Here is an 18,833-nt window from a genome sequence, read left to right as displayed (position 1 = left end):
GGGTTGCAACGTACGGCCTCCTAGGCTCGCGCCGAGGGCCGCCCAACGGCGGGCGGCACCGGATCCGGGAGGCCACAGAGATGACCCGTTACGTCGCGCCGGGTGCCGAGGGCGCCATCGTCTCGTACGAGTCCCGCTACGACCACTGGATCGGCGGCGCGTACGTGGCGCCCGTCCGGGGCCAGTACTTCGAGAACCCGAGCCCGGTCAACGGCCGTCCCTTCACCGAGATCGCCCGCGGTACGGCCGAGGACGTCGAGCTGGCCCTCGACGCGGCCCACGCCGCGGCACCCGCCTGGGGCGCCACCTCGGCGGCCGACCGCGCGCTGGTCCTCAACCGGATCGCCGACCGGATGGAGGCGCATCTGGAGGAGCTGGCGGTCGCCGAGACCTGGGACAACGGAAAGCCGGTGCGTGAGACGCTGGCCGCCGACATCCCGCTGGCCATCGACCACTTCCGGTACTTCGCCGGTGCGCTGCGCGCCCAGGAAGGCACCCTCAGCGAGATCGACGCCGACACGGTCGCGTACCACTTCCATGAGCCGCTCGGCGTGGTCGCCCAGATCATCCCGTGGAACTTCCCGATCCTGATGGCGACGTGGAAGCTGGCCCCGGCGCTCGCGGCGGGCAACGCCGTGGTCCTGAAGCCGGCCGAGCAGACCCCGGCCTCCATCCACGTATGGCTGAAGCTGGTGGCCGACCTGCTGCCGCCCGGCGTCGTGAACATCGTGAACGGCTTCGGCGCGGAGGCGGGCAAGCCCCTCGCCTCCAGCCCGCGCGTCGCGAAGATCGCCTTCACCGGTGAGACCACGACGGGCCGGCTGATCATGCAGTACGCCTCCGAGAACATCAAGCCGGTGACGCTGGAGCTCGGCGGCAAGTCGCCCAACATCTTCTTCGACGACGTGTGGAACGCCGACGACGACTTCCGGGACAAGGCCCTCGAAGGCTTCACCATGTTCGCCCTCAACCAGGGTGAGGTCTGCACCTGCCCCTCGCGCGCGCTGATCCAGCGCGGGCTGTACGGCGAGTTCCTGGAGGCGGGCATCGCCCGCACCGAGAAGATCGCGCTGGGGCACCCGCTGGACACCGACACGATGGTCGGCGCCCAGGCCTCCAACGACCAGCTCCAGAAGATCCTCTCGTACCTGGACATCGGTGTGCGGGAGGGCGCCAAGATCCTCACGGGCGGGGAGCGGATCGAGTACGACGGGGAGCTGGCGGGCGGCTACTACGTCCGGCCCACGGTCTTCGAGGGGGACAACCGGATGCGGGTCTTCCAGGAGGAGATCTTCGGCCCGGTCGTCGCGGTCACGTCCTTCTCCGACTTCGACGACGCGATCAGGACCGCCAACGACACGCTGTACGGTCTGGGCGCCGGCGTCTGGACCCGGGACACCAACACCGCGTACCGGGCGGGCCGCGCCATCCAGGCGGGCCGGGTCTGGACCAACTGCTACCACGCGTACCCGGCGCACGCGGCCTTCGGCGGCTACAAGCAGTCCGGGATCGGCCGGGAGAACCACCGGATGATGCTGGAGCACTACCAGCAGACGAAGAATCTGCTGGTGAGCTACTCGCCGAAGAAGCTCGGCTTCTTCTGAGCGCCTTCGCCCTTGGCGGCTCGGAGCCGCATCACATCGCCCGCCTCGTTGGCAAGGCCGAGCGCGGAGAGTGTGGAGCCGGTCGGTTGGGCCGATGGCACTGTCCCGTCCCAGCCCGCCGGGGGCGCTCCTCGTGGCCCGGTTCCTCGTCGGCGGCGTAGCGGTGGACGCGCCTGTCCTCGTTGAACGGGGTGAACCATCCGCTCAAGGCCACGGGTATGGCGCCTTGGTGGTCGGCGCATCTTCGTCAATCCCGTCGCCCAAACCAGCCTTTCAGTCGTCGTAGAGTCGCTCCAAGCCCCTATCCTCGTGGACCTCGTCGGCGCACCGGACGAGAACGTCGGCCAACTCGCGCCGTCCATGAGATCGTGGAGGTCGAGTGCGGCGTATGTGCGTGCTTGCTCCAGGAGGGCTCTTCCGCGAGGCAACCGAGCTGCTGGAAGCTGCCGTCCGTGAACCGGGGCAGAGCGATGACGTCGCCAGGAAGGGGCCGTCGCACTTCAACGCGGAACGGAGCGAGATTACGTCAAGGGGCCACCGTTCGCCCTGGCGCTCCGCGGCGTTGACTTCCTCGTCGGCGACGGTGCGCACGTCGTCGTACAAGGTCGTCGATGAAGACCTCCGAGGCGTACACCAGCCCCCCAGGCAAGAACAGAGCGTCTGCGGCAGGAGGTCGGTGGCGACCTTGGCGAACTCAGGGGCGCAACAACATCGGCCCCATAGCCTCGTCCAACGCTCTGAATTTCGACAGGACAGTTCGCGCCTCTCAACGAAGCCGCCTGATTCGCCAGAAAGCGCCTACAATGGCGCGCTCGTCTGGCAAGATCCATGCCATGCACGTAGAGGGGGACGGGCTCCGCGCCTGGGTGACCGGATTGGACGACCGTTCCCTCCGAGAACTTCTCATGATTCCAGGCATATTGGCGCGCATACCGGGGATCGCCAACGCCACGAACGGGCTGCAGCGAGTGAGGCGCCGCGAGATCCTTGCGGCTCGTGCGTGGCTGAGCCGTGCGAGTACGGGCAGCCTTGGGGCAATCGCACACTATGCGTCCGACTGGACGTTGCACCGCTTGGAGCGGTGCAACGTCCACCCACCGGAGCAGTTGCAGGCGTCCTCCGCCGAGCACCTGCGGCAGATGTTGAGAGAGCTCGATCCTGTCCTCGCACAGATCACGCTCTACGGTCTCTCCATGAGTCCCGGCGCTGACAGCAGGTTGGCCGAAGACCATTGGGGCGACCTCTGGGCAGCCGCCTCGACCGCCGGGAGTCCGTTTAGGTGCGAGTGCGACGACGGGCAGTGCCGTCCGCCAGGCGAAGCCGAGGACGGATGCGACGTCAGCGAAGAAGCCGTCGATGCTGATGCCATACCAGAAGAAAAGGACAACCCGTTGCCCGTAGGTATCACCGATGAGCAGCTGCTCGTGTCACGGCAGGTGCTGAGTGAGCGGTCGGAGGAACTGGGCCGAGTGTTGGAGGAGACACTCGACCAGGTCCGGGCGGGACGGGCCGTTCCGGAGCTACTCACCGTGCAGTTGGAGGAATGGCGGCAGGCCCGGTCCCGAATCGCGAACCAGCTCGCCGGCAACGGCCGAGAGTGGTCCGGAAGCGCGGGATTCGCCGAAATCGACGAGATCGTGCAGGAGCTGCGGGAATCCGCAGCGGAGCGCGCCGAGGAGCTACGCAAGCTGGTTGAGGACCGCGACGGACTCCGTGCCCTGTTGGAGAGGACCGCGCCCGACGCTCCGCACCGCATACCGCTACAGGAGTCGCTGACCGTGCTGGAGGCGCGCATCGGCGAACTCGTGACGGCGGCGTCCCGTGCCGCCGTGCCGCCGGACGAGCCCCTGTCCTGCGCCGTCCCCGAACAGGCCCGGGCCATCGACCCGGGCGTGGGAGCCGAGCCGGCGGGGGAACCGGAGCCCGTTCCCACAGCGGATGAGAACCATGCACCCGACGTGGTCCCGGAGCCGGCCGCCGAGGCCGCGGCGTCGGCCGTTCCTTCAGGCCCGGACGCGCACTCGACGGCGCAGCCCGAACCCGAAGCGGTTCCGCACACCGAGTCGGCCACGAGCCGCTCCCCGGAGGCCGAGCCCGCCACGGCATCCGCACCCCCCTCGGCACCGGCGGCGGAATCCGCCCCTGCCCAGGAGGTGGCAAGCGCCCCGACGCCCGCAGCGGAGGTCGTTCCGCATCCGGTTCTGGCGGCCGAAACCGCCCCCCAGCCGGGATCGACCCGCGTGGAGGCCTCCGTCGTTGCGAAAGACACGGCCAATCCGAACTTCCTGCCCTGGAAGCCGCCGCCGGCGCCTGGTGACGGCGAGGCCGCGGTGACCCGGCTGGTCGGCCAGGGCCGTTTCCAGGAGGCCTACTGGGCGACGGTCGGCTCGGCCGAGCCCCCTCACCGCGCGGACTGCCTCGCCTTCGCCGAGGCCGCCTTCGCGTGCGACGACGAGGGAGAGGCCGTGGCCGTAATGACTGGCTTCGACCCGGAGATCCAGCTGCTTCAGGCCGACCGGCCCGCCCTGGTGCTGGCCGCCGTGGCCTCGCTGCGGGCCGGCCTGCTGGCAGGATGGCCCAACGATCTCCTCATCCAGGCGGACCTCTCCTCCACCGTTCCCGGGAACTGGGGCAAACTCCTCGAGCGTGCCGTCGACGCGCTGCGCCGCTACCACCGGCTCGATCTCAGCGCTACCCGCCTGACCACCGACAACATGACGGGGCTTACACCGGAGCAGCTCTCCTCCGAGGCCGCCGAACTGCGTGACGCCCTGCGGCGTCAGCGCATCGGGTACACCCGCGCGACCCAGGTCAGGACCCGTCTGATCGGCTCGGACCAGCCCCTGGGGAAAGCCCTGGACGGAGTCAGCGCATGGGCGGCCGGCAACTCCGGGGCGGCTGACCTCGACCGTGTCTGGGAGCTCTTCCGCAAGCGCGGATCTGCGGAGCGCATGATCGAGGAGGCCGACGCCGAAATCCGGACGCCGAAGCAGGCGAAGGAGCCGATCGAGGCCGCCGCCAAGCGGGCCCTGTTGCGCAGCATCGAGCAGGTCTCCGACCTGTTGTCCCGGGCCCGGGCACTGGCCGCTCCCGCCATCGACGAGCGGGCGGACAGCGCCACTGGCCTCCGCCACGCCCTGGACCAGGTACGTCACGAGGCGCCTCCGCCGGGCATCGAAGGAGCCGCCCTGTTGCGTCTCCGTACCTGGCTGATCGACGGTGACCGCTCGCCCGGCACCGCTGTGCCGGCACACGACCCCGACCCCGTGCGCACAACGGACCAGCCCCGGACGGAGTCCCTGCTCGCAGCTCCGGAACTCCCCCGGTCGGCCGAGGGTGCGCCCCGGCCCGACGAGGAGGGGTTCGGGGAGGCAGTGCTCACGCTGCTGGAGCCGGTCGACCCCCGTGCGGTGCTCCGGCGGTACTTCGAGCGGGGCGACCTGCACCTCGCCGATGCTCTGGTCTCGGCGCTGGAACAGGATCTCGTCCCCGCCCTCCCGGAGGGCCTCGGGGCCGTGCCCCGCGACTGGCGGCAGTCGCGCGACTCCGAGTGGACGCGTTGGAACGCCGTCCACCGCAAGGCCCACGCCGCCGCAAGCGCACTCCTTGCCGAACTGCGCACTCAGCAGCTCGACATGCAGACGGAGCGGGAGCTCGTGGGCCGCCTCGAAGAACTGCGCAGGCCCGCCCCGGAGGGTGCGTTCGGCCGTGCATGCGCCAGCATCACCGCCCTCGAAGCGGAGATGCGGGCAAAGGTCCGCGAGTACGTGGAGAGCCTCCACGAGAGCCTGGCCGCGCTGAACCCCCCGGACGGGGAACTGCAGCGCCTCACCTCGCTGCTCAACGCAGGAGACACGGTCACTGCCGAAGAGTGTCTGGCACTGCTGCGCGAGGGCAAGCCCCTCCCCATCTGGAGCGGTACGGACTCGGGGGCGGAGCTGGAGCGCTTCACCGTCGGCATCGAGCTGTCCGGGGTGCGCAAGGCAGGTTCCCAGGGCTACTCCGCCCGCCCCTGGGCCGACTTCTACCTGGACGGGGAGCCCCTCACCGAGGGCGCGAAAAGCGGATTGGAATCGTGGGACGCCCTGTGCCGCCCCACGACCCGGGGATCGGAATGGCAGCGGCACATTCCGTCGGTCCTGCGCCTGCTGGGGCTGGAATGCCCGCAGACGCCCGTCCGGGACCAGCGGCACGAGGTACGCGGTGTCCTGCGGCTCACCGCCCGGGCACGGGCGAGCGAAACGGCTCCCGGCTACGTGGCGGCCCTGGGTTCGGCGGCGTCCTCGTACACGATCCTGGTGGTCTCCGACGAACAGCGCGGACGCAGCCCGCTGGAGCTGCTGGACAGCAGTGACTCCGGTGCCTGCGTGATCCTCTACCTGTACCCGCTCGGGCTGAACGGACGCCGGGAGATGGCGGCCCGTGCACGCACTGCCGCCTCCCAGCAGGCGCTGGTGGTGGACCCAGCCGTGTTTGGATGGATCGCGGCGCGCTCCCCGCGGTCCTTCCGGGCCACCCAGCGGGTGACCCTGCCCTGGACGGCTTACAATCCGTACACGCCCTTTGTGGCCGGGCTCGTGCCACCGGAGGTCTTCTACGGGCGCCAGGAGGAAATCGCGGCCGTCACGGACCCGCTCGGCGCTCTGTTCCTCTACGGAGGACGCCAGTTGGGTAAGTCCGCACTGCTACGCAAGGTGCAGGCGTCCTTCCCCAGCGCCCCGGGCCACAAGGCCATCTACGTCGACCTCAAGGCGCGCGGCGTGGGCGAGGCCGAGCCCGCCGAGCGCATCTGGGCAGTACTGGAGGACGAGCTCAAGCGCGTCGGCGTCCTGGCAGAGTCGGCGGATTCCGGCCAGACTCCGGATGCGATGCTCGCCAGGGTGGAAAGGTGGCTGGAGGAGAGCCACGACAGGCGTGTGCTGGTACTCGCCGACGAGGCCGACGCCTTCCTGACCGCCGACTCCAAGGCCGTGCGCGGGCGGGGCGGCGAGGCCACCTTCTCCAACGTGCTCCGGCTCAAGGGGCTGATGGACCGCACCGACCGCCGCTTCAAGATCGTCTTTGCAGGTCTGCACCAGGTTCAACGCTTCAGCCACCTGTCCAATGTGCCCCTGACCCACGGCGGTCCGGACGTACTGATCAGCACGCTGAAGCCGGCCGAAGCACAGCGCCTGGTCGTCGAGCCGATGGCAGCCTTCGGGTACCGCTTCGAGCGGCCCGAACTGGTCTGGCGGGTGCTCGCCGCGACGAACTACCAGGCCTGTCTGGTCCAGATTCTCTGCGAGCGACTCGTCGCGACTCTGCGCGGGAAGTCATTGGCCTCGGCGAAGTGGCCGATCACGGTCACGGACGAAGACGTCCGGTCCGTGACCGGATCCGCCCAGGTCCACCGGCACATCGCGGAGCGGCTGCGGATCACGATCAACCTTGAGGACCGCTATCGGGTCCTCGCCCTGGTGATCGCTCTGCGTAGCCAGGAGGACCGCTACCGGTACGGATACGACGCCGACGAGCTCTTGAGGGCTGCCAAGGAGCGCTGGCGGGAGGGGTTCAGCTCGCTCACCGCCAGCGACGTACGGATCTACCTGGACGAGATGGTCGGCCTGGGCCTGCTCATCCGGCTGGCCGACGCCCGCCTGTACGCCGTCCGCAGTCCGAACGTCGTCAGCATGCTGGGAACCCGCGAGGACCTCGAACTCGAGTTGCGGCAGACTGAATTCGACCTTCCTTACGACTACAACCCGCGGTTCTCCAGGCGCTTCGTCGGGCTGGACGGCGGGGGCATCGCGCGCTACAGCCCGCTCACGGAACACCAGCTGCACCTTGTGACGGCTCCCGGAGTGGCCTCGGTCTGCCTGACCCAGGCCCACGGACCGGCTCTCGTGAAGCGCGCGGTGAAGTCGTACTCCACCGCGCGCGGGCTGGACTTCCAGGAGGTGGCCCCCGGTACCCCGCCTGCGGCTCTGGTGAAGAACGCCGACGGACGGTCGTTCCTGATCCTGGCCGACGTTCGGGGCCGCGGGAGCGCCGAGGTCGCCGACTGGGCCAAGACCCTGCATGCCCACACCTCCGCGCCGGATGGCGGAGTGCCCCACCGGACGGCCGTCCTGCTGGTGGACCCGGCTGAGCCTGGCCAGAAGGACGAACTCATCACTTACGTGGTGCGCCCCGAGCGGTGGACCGCGGACAGTCTCCGCGCGTGGCCGGAGTGTCCATTCGACACCCCGGACAAGCGACGGCGAGTCATCGAGCTCACCGGTGGGTGGCCCCACCTGCTGGAGCGGACCGTGCACCGCATCGTGAGGGAGGGTTCCACCCTCGAAGCCGCGCTGGAAGACGCCCGGGACTTCATCGGGCAGCGTGACTTCGCTCGTGTGCACCTGGAGCGGGTCGGACTCGAAACCAGCCTGACTGAGGTGCTGACCGAGTGGAGCCAGTACGTTGAGCCGGGCGAGGGATGCACCTACGCTGACATCGCGTCCGTCACCGGCATGCCGATCGAGAAGGTCGGATCGTTCGTGGGCCGGCTGCTCGACCAAGGTGTGCTGGACGACGGACCGGAGGGCTGCTCGCTGGACCGGATTACCTTCCGGGCGCTCCAGGTCCTGTCGGAACCGTCGTGACGCCCATGTCTCACGCGATCGCCGGGACCCAGGTAACCACGCTGCCCGGAGCGCGGTTGTGGGTGCGACGGCTACTGGGCGACCTGCGGGCGGGACGGAGCTGTCTCTGTCTTTTCCCGCAGGCCTATTTGACCGGTTCACCGTCCACCGCCGAAGCCCTGCTTGACGAACTGCTCCACGAACTGGCGGACTTCGTCCTTGTACCCGCACCCGCAGACAGCACACCCTCCGGGGGTGCTGCCCCGGCCCCGCCGCCTGCCGCTGGCTCGGACCCATGGGGGGGCATGGACCCGATCCTGGACTACGACGACGGGCTGTCCGCTTTCTCCGGCGCGCGGACGAGGAACGCCGCCATTCCGCAGACCCGCGCGGCCCCGGCACCGGAAGTGCGGCGGAAGGAGCGCGGCTTGCACTCCCTCGCCGATCGGATCGTCAAGGAACTGGGTGACTTCGCCTCCGGCGTGGACGGGTGGCACGGCGGGACCGAGGGACTCCTCGATCGCCTCACCGTCTCCCCAACAGACCCCGGCGCGGCCCGGGTGATCGTGGTGCGCGGCTGGCAGGAACCGACCCCAACAGCTGCCACCGACCTGCTTCGGCGGCTCTCCGCCACGGTCAAGGCTGCGGGCCTGCCTCCGGGTCGGCGCCCGCGGCTGCTGGTGCTGGCCACCTCAACGGGGCTGCCTGTGGAGCTGCCCGAGCAAATCGCACGTGAGGACGTCGGTGTGCACTGGTGGTGGGGTGCCCTCGGCCGGCTGGACACCGCCACCGTGGTTGCCATGACCCGGCCCCGCCCGTCTGGCCCGGCCGCCCGCCACCAACTCTTCGAAGCGGTGGCACAGGCCACCGTGGTCGAGGTGTGCGGTCCTTTCCTCGATCTGGCGGCGCGGCTGGCGGTCGAGTGGGACGGGCTCCCGGACGGCCTCCCCGCCCACCTGCTGCGGCTCACGACCGGACCGGAACCCGGCCGAATCCCCGTGCCCGGCCCGCGGACCACGGAGCCCACAGCGGCCCCGCTCCATCCGAACGCCTCCCTGCGCCCTGAATGGGACCAGGGCACGCTCGACAGGTGGGACGGGCGGCTGCGCCGCCGCCCCGACAGCGGAACCGAACACGAGCACAGCGTGCGCACCCGCATCTGGCTGGCCCAGAACCACGCACTGCTGCCTCTGCTCGACGAGGCCCGTGAGCAGTTCACCGAAGTGATCAAGGTCCGGTCGCGAATCCGCCGAACCGAACTCGTCGCCCTCTACGGCCCACAGGCAGAGATGGAACTCGGCGCGATGTGGCGCGCCCACTTGCAGGGTCACGTACGGCTCAGCCAGCCGGAGGCCGACCGGTTGCGTACGCTGCGAGCGTCCCGCAACAAACTCGCCCACCGCACCGCGCTAGACAACACCGCCTTGGAAGCCCTGGTGCACGTGCTGTGCTCTTGAGGTCGCGCCTCCTGGATACCCGACTTGCTTCCGGCCGTACCGCCCACGTGCGCACAAAAGGTGGAGAACTCGGGAGGGGCGGCCGAGGCGGCGGGGCCGGGCCGGAGTTCGGCGCGCCTCGTCCGGGCAACGTGAACGGCCACTCGGCGCCGCTCCGATTCGTTCCGCCGCCATGGCTTTCCTTGCCCGGCCGACTGGCCCCGGAATCAGTGCGGCAGGTGCGGCACACGCCCGTAGGGCACGGTAAACCTACACGTCAGCAGGACTTCACCCGCCACGGGGATTGAACTCGACGCCCGCCGACTCCCCCGTGGAACCTGTGCCCGCACAAATGCCCACCGCTTTACTGTGAGTTCTATCCGGAACGGATGATGCGGCCAATCGGAGGGTGCCGGAGGAGGATTCCCATGTCTTTCCCGAGCAGCACTCGGCAATGCCACCGGAAAGGCCGATCCATGACTTCCCACGGTTCCGCTTCGGCATTGGTACGGGATTCGTCACCCGTCATCCACCTACGGTCCTTACCTCCGTTCCACAGGACGGCCCGACGGGCGGGGCAGTAGCACATCCACCCGACCGGACGCGGTCACACCGGTCAGGACCTGATGCTCGTCGAACATGCGCCGGGTTCTTGTGCGGGCCATCTGTCCCCGAACGGACTTCTTGACCGGTCGTTCGCGAGGTTCTACCGTGCGTTCCGGAACGCTTGCACGGAAGCCTTGTCCTATCGGATGGCTTTCAGCCGGGAGGCCCTTCTCATGCGTGTGTTCGTCACGGATACATCGGGGTTCGCATGTGCTGCCTTTGCCACACGGTCATCCGATTTCGGCCACCGCCCGACGAAACCGGCCCGCCCGTTCCGCACCACCCATCACCAGGGCGCCCCGGTGACCGAAAGCTGTCCGGGGAGCGAGAGATCCGGACAACTTAGGTGCGAGGCAGAGGAATTCGCTCCACATTGATCACACTGGGCAGGGGAGCGCCCCGCCCATTCGGCGGGTAGGAGCCCCACGTCGGCGCGATTCGTGCACCATTCCGCCGGTACCGCGTTCACGGCAGAATCGGCCCGAGCTCGACCGCGACATCACGCACGTCACGTTCGAAAGGCATACGCACTCGGTATGACGTACATCATGGAAGAGCAGCAGCGGCACCCGTCGACGTCGGAGCTGAAGCTCGAAGCCTTCGGAGTGATGAGGGCCCGGCACGGTGCCGAGCCGGTCCACCTCGGTCCGCCCCGGCACCGGGCGGTCCTCGGGCTGCTGCTGCTCCGGCCCGGCCGGATCGTCCCTGCCGACCAGCTCATCGACGAGCTGTGGGCGGGCCGCCCGCCCCGGCGACCGCACGCGACCCTCCAGACGTACCTGTCCCACCTCCGCCGCGCATTGGAGCCCGGCCGAGGTGCGGACAGGGCAGCCACTCCCCTGCACTACCGGGCCCCCGGGTACATCCTCGGCCTGGAGCGGGACGCGATCGATGTCCACAGGTTCGACCGTATGGTGATGGACGGTCAACATCGACTCTCCGACGGGGACTTCGCGACCGCGCGTGCCCTACTGGGGGACGCCCTGGAGTTGTGGCGGGCCGACCCGTTTCTGGACCTGACCGCCTACGCGCCGTTGGAGGAGGAGAGCGCGCGACTACGGCAACTGCGGACCGCCGCCGTGGCGGCCCGCTCCGACGCACTGCTCGCCCTCGGGGAGACCGCCGACGCCGTCGCGGCGCTGCGCCCCGAGGTGGCCCGCCACCCCACCGACGAGCACATGGTCGCCGGCCTGATGACCGGTCTGTACCGCCTCGGCCGGCAGGACGAGGCCCTGCGCCTCCACGACCGGACCCGCGCTCATCTTGCGGAGGAGCTCGGCGTCGCCCCCGGCGAGGAACTGCGCCGGGTCCATCTGGCCGTGCTTCGCCACGAGATCGGTCCGAGCGCCGCTCGAAGCACTGTTCCGAGCGCCGTTTCAAGTACCGGGAAACACAGCTTCCCCGACGGGCCCGGGCCGCACGGGAGCCGCCACCGGGAGGCCGCGGAGGTACGGCCGGGCGGCTCCCCGGTCCCGGCCCCGCCGCTCCAGGGGCGCGAGCACGCCCTCGCGGCCCTGCGGTCGTACCTCGGCTCCGCCCTGCGGGGCAGCGGCCGTCTCACCGCCGTCGTCGGGGAGGCCGGGGTCGGCAAGACCGAGCTGCTGGCCCGGGCCGTCGCCGGACCGGAACCCCTGCCAGGGAACCCGCAGGTGATCCGCTTCGACTGCCGGAGCGCGGAGGGAATGCCGCCCGGCTGGGTGTGGCACCAGGTCCTGCGCCGCCTCGACGCACAGCATTCCCGCAATGCCAGGGCCATGACAACGCCGTCGGAACGGGACGACTGGCCCGCCGGGGCCACCGACCCCGGTACCCGGCTGCGCTTCCTGGCCAACGACGCGTTCTGCGAGGCGGTTCTCGACCGTACCGACGGCACCCCCGTACTGCTCGTGCTGGAGGACGTGGACCGTGCCGACCGGCTCACCCTGGACGTACTGGGCATGCTCGCCGCCCGTACCCATGGCCGCCCGCTGGGCCTCGTCATCACTGTCCGCGAGCCGGGGCTGGGCGCCGGGCCCGAGCGCGGTGGGGCACTGGAGACGCTCCTCGCAGACTCCCGCACCGAGGTCGTCCATCTCGGCACCCTCTCCGCGGAGCAGGTGGACGCGCTGATCGCGGGCCGGGCCGGGCCGGAGGTGAACAGGGCCGTCGCACGGACACTGTACGAGCGCAGCGGCGGCAACCCGTATCTGCTCGGGCAGTTGCTGGCCCAGGCGGGAGACGTCCGGCAGCTGACCGCCCGGCCCGGCGAGGACGCCGCCCTCGCCGGGGTCCCGGCGGGCGTCCGTACCATGCTGCACCACCGCTTCGCCGGACTGGCGACGCACACCCTGCGGGCGCTGCGAGCCTGCGCCGTGCTGGGCAGCGCCGCGGAGCGGCGGATACTGACGGAACTGCTGGGCGGTACGGAGGTCCACCGCGCCGTGGAAGAGGCGCTGCGGACCGGTCTGCTGCGGCAGGCTCCCGACTCCCCCCACCGGCTCGTCTTCCGGCACGGACTCGTACGCGAGGTGCTGCTGGCGGAGATGTGCTCCCAGGAGCGCGCCGACCTGCACGCCCGCGCCCTCGACGTCCTCGACGCGCGCCGCACCGACGCCCCCGAGGCGATCCGGGAACGGGCCCGTCACGCCTGGCAGGCGACGCTGGCGCTGCCCGCCGAGAAGGCGCTGCCCCATCTGATGCGGGGTGGCGACCAGGCGGCGGCCGAAGGGAGTTATGCCATGGCCGAGGAGTGGTACGGACGGGTCGGCGCCCTGGTGTCCACCCTGCCGTCGCCCACCGGGACGGCGGTCCAGAACACCCTTGACCTGGACAGGAGGCTCCTGCACCTCACCAGCGTCACGCGCGGGTACGCCGACCTCACGGTGCAGTCCGAGGCACGCCGTCTGCTGAAACTGTCCGACGCGCGGGCCGACGCGGCGGAGCAGTCGGTGCTGCTGTTCAGCCACTGCATCACCCAGCTCGTCGTCGGCCAGAACCGGGAGGGCGCCCGGTCCGTCAAACGGCTCCTGGTCCTCGCGGAGCAGTCCGGCGCCCCGAAGGCACGGCTCTGCGCCTTCCTGGCCCGCGGGATCCAGCTGCTGTCCAGCGACGCGAACGGTGCCCTGACCGCGTTGACCGAGGCGGCGCGCATCGCCGAGGACCTCCCCTCCGCCGACCGCGTCGGGCTGACCCGTGTCCTCCACCACGACCTGCGGCACATCGCCATGAACCACCGTGCCCTCGCCCTGAGCCTCCTCGGCGCCGACGACGAGGCTCAGCAGGTGTGCGAGAACCTGCTCCCGGTGACCGGCCAGGACGGTACGCCGGTGGACCGGGCGAGCGCCCACTACTTCCACGCGCTAGTCGCCGCGTTGGCCGGGGACCCCCAGACGGCCGCGTCGTCCAGCGGCCGGGGGCTCGACGTCGCCACCGCCCACGGACTGACGTACTGGTCCGTCCTGCTCCGGGTGTGCCGGAGCTGGGCGCAGCAGCAGCTGGCGGAACCGGGCGCGCTCGACGCGCTGGAGTCCGCGGTGGCGGAGCTGCGTGAACGCCGCGTGCTGATCCGGCTGCCCCTGCACCTCGGGCTGCTGGCGGAGGCCCAGCACAGCGCCGGGGGCATCAGGACCGCGCAGGAGACGCTGCGCCGGGCGGGGCGGGAGATCAGGTCCCGTGGGGAACGGGCCTACGCCAGTCCCACCCTGTCGTTCAACGGGCTGCTGCCGCCGCAGCAGCCCTATCTGTCCGTGCCGAAGTAGCGGTCCCCGAAGTCGCCGATGCCGGGCAGCATCCACGCGCTCTCGTTCAGCCGCTCCTCGATCGCGGAGGTCACGATCCGGATGCGTGGATGCCGCTCGCACACGGCGGCGATGCCCTCGGGGACGGTGATGAAGTTGACGAAGACCACCTTCTCCTCGGGCACCCCGAGGTCCCCCAGTACCTGGAGCGCCGAGAGCGCGGTACCGCCCGTCGCCATGACCGGGTCGAGCAGCAGGACGTGCCGCTCGGCGATGTCGGAGGGCAGGGAGGTGTAGTAGAGGTGGGGCCGTTTGGTCGTCTCGTCCCGCTGGATGAGGATCTTCCCGATCCTGACCCCCGGGCAGACGGCCCGCAGTTCGCCCTCCATGCTCTCCCCGGCGCGCAGGACGGTCACGCCGCACAGCCCGGAGACGAAGCGCAGCCCCTGGTACGCCTCCCCGGTCGGGGTGCGGACCTCGTGCGGTGCGAAGGGCAGCAGGCCGAGTCCGGCCTCGATCAGCAGGCGGATGATCCGGCGGGAGTGGTGGACGAACTCCTCCCGGCCGGCGTCCCGGTCGCGGATCACGGTGTGCAGGGCGCGCAGCTGTCCGGTCTGAGGCAGCAGGCGGACGCTCGTGCCGAGGTACTTCTCGATCGACGGGGTGGTCGGCGCGGTCATGGACGTATGTCTCCCTCAGGTTCTCGGGACGAACTTCACGGGAAGCGAGTCGAACCCCCACAGCAGGTTCGAGCGCAGGCGGCGGACCTGGCCGGTGAGTTCGGCGACCTCGACCCGGCGCAGGAGTTCCTCGAACATCACCGTCAGTTCCAGCCTGGCGAGCGAGGAGCCGATGCAGTAGTGGTTGCCCTGGATGAAGCCCAGGTGGCGGTTGGGGTCGCGGCCGATGTCGAAGCGTTCCGGGTCGTCGAACACCTTCTCGTCGCGGTTGGCGGACGGCAGCCAGGCGACGACGTGGTCGCCGGCGCGGATGCGGGCTCCGCCGAGCTCGGTGTCCTCGGTCGCGGTGCGCAGCGCGTGCATGACGGGCGAGGTGTGGCGCACGATCTCCTGGATCGCCGTGGGCATGAGGCCGGGCTCGTTCCGCAGCCTGTACCACTGGTCCGGGTTGTCGATGAGGGCGAGGAGTCCGCCGACCGTGGCGTGGCGTGTGGTCTCGTTGCCCCCGGAGACGAGGGCGTCGCAGTTGTAGAGGATCTCCTGGACGGTGAGCGGGGCACCGTCGACCTCGCCGTGGACCAGGGCGCTCATGAGGTCGTCCCTCGGTACCCGCCTGCGTTCCTCGGCCAACTCCTGGAAGTGGACCAGGATCTCGGTGTGGACCCGCACCTTGCGTGCCTCCTCCGCCTCGTCCCGCGCGGTGGAGGACCAGGCGAAGCGGGTGCGCTCGACCATGAAGTCCCGGTCGGCCGGTGCGACGCCGAGCATGTCGCAGATGACGGAGACCGGGAGCTGCTGCGCGACCCGGGTGAACTCACACTCCCCGGCGGCCAGCGCGTCGTCGATGGCGCGGGCAGCCGTCGCCCTCATGCTGGTCTCCAGCCGGTTCACCATCCTCGGGGTGAACGCCGCGCTGACGACCTTCCGGATCTTGTCGTGCCGGGGCGGGTCGGTGATGTTGAGCATCCGGCCGGCCGCCGCGGCGAGGACCTGCGGGTCGGAGTCGAGCCGCATCCCGTTCTCGGAGCTGAACAGGCAGGGGTCGGTCAGCATGTCCGTGCACAGGCCGTGGGTCATCACCGCCCAGAAGCACTCCCCGTTCGCCCGCCGGTTGCGGTACACGGGGTGTTCGGCGCGCAGCCGCGTCCAGACCGGTTCCGGATCGGAGTCCCGGTAGAGGAGCGGGTCCGACAGATCAACGTGCATCGGTTCTCCCGGTGTCGGTGGTGCCGGCGGGGGCGGCCGGCGCCGTGTGGGCGCCCCGGTCGGGCGGGCCGAGGATCTCGCGCACGGCGCGCAGCACCTCGTCCGGCTCCCCCAGGTAGAAGTGGCCACCGGGAAAGGTACGGAGCGCGAAGCGGCCCCGGGTCACGGTGGCCCAGGCTCCCGCGTCGCCGACGCCCACCACCTCGTCCTGGCGGCCCACGAACGCGGTGACGTCGGTCCGCAGGACCGGGCCGCCGGTGCGGGGGACGTAGGACTGGACGATCCGGTAGTCGTCGCGGACCGCGGGCAGCAGGGCCGGGCGCATGCCGGGGTCGTCGAGCAGGGCCGTGTTGCCGGCACCCAGATTCCTGAGCAGGGCCACGAGCCGGTCGTCGGACAGGAGGTGGGCCGCTTCCTGGCCCGCGAAGGGGCGCACCCGGTGCGGGGCGCCGCATCCCGAGACCACGAGGTGGCGCACGGCGTGGTCCCGGTCCTCGGCCGCCAGGCGGCGCAGGACCTCGTAGCCGACGACGGCGCCCATGCTGTGCCCGAAGAAGACGGTGGGCCGGTCGAGCAGCCCGCCGAGCACCTCCGCGGCCCGGTCCGCCAGGGCGTGCAGATCGGAGGAGAACGGCTCCCGGATCCTGTTCTCCCTGCCCGGGTACTGGACAGCCCACACCTGCGCCCCGGTTCCTTCACCCCAGTCCCGGAAGTAGCCGGCCGCTCCCCCGGCGTGCGGGAAGCACACGAGCCGTACCGGGGCGGCGGGGCCCGGCGGCCCGAAGGCGCGGATCCACGGGGTGCCCGGTCCGCGTCCGGGCCGTGCGGCGGCGGTTGCTCGCTCCGCCACGGCCGGTCAGCCCCGCCCCGGGCGGTCCGCGGCGTCGCCGCCCGACATGCGGGTGACGGCCTCGGCGAGTCCGACGATGGTGGGCGACTCGAACAGCACGCGGGCCGTCATGGCGACGTCGAACCGGGTACGGATCCGGGAGACCAGGCTCGCCGCGAGCAGGGAGTGGCCGCCCGCCTGGAAGAAGTCGGCGTCGACGCTGATGTTCCGCTGGCCGAGTATCTCCTCCCAGATGGCTGCCAGGGCCTCTTCCACGGGGGTGCGCGGTGCCGTGTGGGCGGCCTCGTCGGCGTCCGGTTCCAGGGCGAGCAGGGCGGTGCGGTCGGTCTTTCCGTTGGATGTCACGGGGAGCGCGTCCAGGACGTGGACGGCCGTCGGGACCATGTACCACATCAGCTGCCGCCGGAGATGGGCGATCAGCCCGGCCGCCTCCGGCGCGGCGCCCGGGGCCGCGGTGACGAAGCAGACCAGGGCGCGGTCCGGGTCCTCCCCCTTCACCAGGGCGACGCAGGCCCGGACGTCCGGGTGCTCGGCGAGCACGGACTCGATCTCGCCGAGTTCGATGCGGTAGCCGCGCAGCTTCACCTGGTGGTCCCGGCGGCCGATGAACTCGGCGCAGCCGTCGGCGTCCGCCCGCACCAGGTCCCCGGTGCGGTAAAGCCGGCTGCCGGGCACGCCGGAGAAGGGGTCGGGCAGGAACCGTTCGGCGGTCGTCCCCGGCGCGTTGAGGTAGCCGACGGCCACACCCGCCCCGCCGATGTACAGCTCGCCGGGGGTTCCCGGCTCCACCGGGCGCATGGCGTCGTCGAGGACGTACGTCCGGACGTTCTCGACGGGGCGGCCGATCGGGACGGAGGCGTATCCGTCCGTCTCCCAGTCGGGTCCTGGTTCGTGGACCGTCGAGGTGATGGTCCCCTCGGTCGGGCCGTAGACGTTGAACCACCGGATGTCCTCACCGACCCACTTCTTCCAGGTCAGCAGCGCCTGCCGCCGTGCCTGCTCACCGGCCACGATCATCGTGCGCAGCGCGGACTCCGAGGCCAGCCGGACCAGGCAGTCCTCCTCGGCCACCCAGCTGTGCCAGAAGGCCGTGGGGACGCTCAGGAAGGTCGTGCCGGTGTCGATCACCTGCTGGGTCAAGGCACGGAAGGTCTGACGCAGTGGATCGTCGCCGAGGACCAGGGCCGCGCCGTGCAGCAACGGGGGGAAGATCTCCTCGGCGGCGGCGTCGAAGCTCAGCGGTCGGCACTGGAGCACGCGGTCGCCGGGGCCGAACGCGAAGTGACGATTCACCGCCGTGCTGTGGTTGGCCAGCGAGCGATGCGTCACCAGCACGCCCTTGGGCCGGCCCGTGGAGCCGGAGGTGTGGATGACGTAGGCGACGTCCGAGGGACGCGGGCCGGGGTCGTCCGGCGCGGCGCCGGTGTCCGGGAGTTCGCTGTCGAGGCGGACGATCTCGCCGCCGTAGTCGGGGAAGAGCTGCCGGAAGGGCTCCTGGGTGAGGAGGAGCCGGGCCCCGGTGTCGGCCAGGACGTGGCGCAGCCGGCCGGCCGGGTACTCGGAGTCCAGGGGCACGTAGGCCGCTCCGGCCTTCAGGACGCCCAGCAGGGCGACGATCATCAGCGGTGACCGCTCGACGCACAGCCCCACGAACGCCCCGGGCCCGATGGAGCGCCGCCGCAGGTAAGCGGCCAGCCGGTCGGACTCCTCGTCGAGTTCGCGGTACGTCAGCCGCTCGTCGCCCCGGATCAGGGCCGGGGCCAGCGGGGTGCGCGCGGCCTGGGCGGAGAACAGGTCGTGCAGACAGCCGCCCGGGGACCGCCCGTCGTCCGGCGGCCCGGCGGGGCGGATGTCCGTCCAGTGGGCGCCGACGTACCGCAGGGCCTCCCGGCGGTTCTCCGCCCGGTGCACGATGCGCCAGCCCGGCGGCGCGGCGGGGCCTTCGGCCCACAGGGCGTGCGCGCCCTCGCCGTTCACCAGGACCAGGCATCCACCGTCGACGTCAGGATTCGGGTTGGCCACGGTTCTCGGTCCCCTTCGGGTGCTGGATGTGCGGCGTACGGAGCGGCGTCGTGCTGAGGGGAGGCCCCACGAGAGAGGCGGCGGGCGCTGCTTCCGGGGCGTGCCCGCCCA

General features: G+C 70.8%; 8 protein-coding genes. 4 read left to right on the top strand and 4 right to left on the bottom strand.

Annotated features, from left to right (window positions below; all coding sequences use genetic code 11):
• Nucleotides 1–80 precede the first annotated feature (80 nt).
• From ACF08W_RS19710 to ACF08W_RS19695, 4 genes are all read left to right on the top strand, one after another.
• Nucleotides 81–1,604, top strand: a complete 1,524-nt coding sequence (locus ACF08W_RS19710) for an aldehyde dehydrogenase family protein (protein ID WP_352280335.1) — start codon at nucleotides 81–83, stop codon at nucleotides 1,602–1,604.
• Between the two features lie 1,469 nt (nucleotides 1,605–3,073).
• On the top strand, nucleotides 3,074–8,227 hold the full coding sequence (locus ACF08W_RS19705; RefSeq protein WP_392279987.1) for an AAA family ATPase: 5,154 nt from the start codon (nucleotides 3,074–3,076) through the stop codon (nucleotides 8,225–8,227).
• A 284-nt stretch (nucleotides 8,228–8,511) separates the two neighbouring features.
• Complete coding sequence (locus ACF08W_RS19700; RefSeq protein WP_392279986.1) at nucleotides 8,512–9,663, top strand: hypothetical protein; 1,152 nt, start codon at nucleotides 8,512–8,514, stop codon at nucleotides 9,661–9,663.
• A gap of 1,121 nt (nucleotides 9,664–10,784) precedes the next feature.
• Nucleotides 10,785–13,985: a BTAD domain-containing putative transcriptional regulator gene (locus tag ACF08W_RS19695; protein WP_392279985.1), complete on the top strand. Its 3,201-nt coding sequence runs from the start codon at nucleotides 10,785–10,787 to the stop codon at nucleotides 13,983–13,985.
• On the opposite strand, the gene upp is transcribed toward ACF08W_RS19695, so the two are convergent.
• From upp to ACF08W_RS19675, 4 genes are read right to left on the bottom strand one after another with little or no spacing between them, the layout of a single operon-like run.
• Nucleotides 13,964–14,644: a uracil phosphoribosyltransferase gene (gene upp / locus ACF08W_RS19690; RefSeq protein WP_385217065.1), complete on the bottom strand. Its 681-nt coding sequence runs from the start codon at nucleotides 14,642–14,644 to the stop codon at nucleotides 13,964–13,966. The genes ACF08W_RS19695 and upp overlap by 22 nt on opposite strands.
• A gap of 15 nt (nucleotides 14,645–14,659) precedes the next feature.
• Nucleotides 14,660–15,850, bottom strand: coding sequence for a cytochrome P450 (locus ACF08W_RS19685; protein ID WP_392279984.1), 1,191 nt, complete (start codon nucleotides 15,848–15,850; stop codon nucleotides 14,660–14,662).
• Nucleotides 15,840–16,700 carry a thioesterase II family protein gene (locus ACF08W_RS19680; RefSeq protein WP_385217073.1) on the bottom strand — a complete coding sequence of 287 codons (861 nt, stop codon included), beginning with the start codon at nucleotides 16,698–16,700 and terminating at the stop codon, nucleotides 15,840–15,842. The genes ACF08W_RS19685 and ACF08W_RS19680 overlap by 11 nt, the downstream gene beginning before the upstream one ends.
• A 6-nt stretch (nucleotides 16,701–16,706) precedes the next feature.
• Entirely contained in the window at nucleotides 16,707–18,722 is a 2,016-nt protein-coding gene (locus tag ACF08W_RS19675; RefSeq protein WP_392279983.1) for an amino acid adenylation domain-containing protein, read from the bottom strand.
• Nucleotides 18,723–18,833 lie beyond the last annotated feature (111 nt).

Source organism: Streptomyces sp. NPDC015144 (genome assembly GCF_043079735.1).
In the GTDB taxonomy this organism is placed as follows: Bacteria; Actinomycetota; Actinomycetes; order Streptomycetales; family Streptomycetaceae; genus Streptomyces.
The sequence above is the reverse complement of the archived record's forward strand: the minus strand, read 5'-3'. Positions and strand labels throughout refer to the sequence as shown.

Bases quoted from the DNA above. Each gene is read 5' to 3' on its own strand.
- ACF08W_RS19695 (WP_392279985.1), top strand. From the start codon at position 10,785: ATGACGTACATCATGGAAGAGCAGCAGCGGCACCCGTCGACGTCGGAG.
- ACF08W_RS19700 (WP_392279986.1), top strand. From the start codon at position 8,512: ATGGACCCGATCCTGGACTACGACGACGGGCTGTCCGCTTTCTCCGGC.
- ACF08W_RS19710 (WP_352280335.1), top strand. From the start codon at position 81: ATGACCCGTTACGTCGCGCCGGGTGCCGAGGGCGCCATCGTCTCGTAC.
- upp (WP_385217065.1), bottom strand. From the start codon at position 14,644: ATGACCGCGCCGACCACCCCGTCGATCGAGAAGTACCTCGGCACGAGC.
- ACF08W_RS19685 (WP_392279984.1), bottom strand. From the start codon at position 15,850: ATGCACGTTGATCTGTCGGACCCGCTCCTCTACCGGGACTCCGATCCG.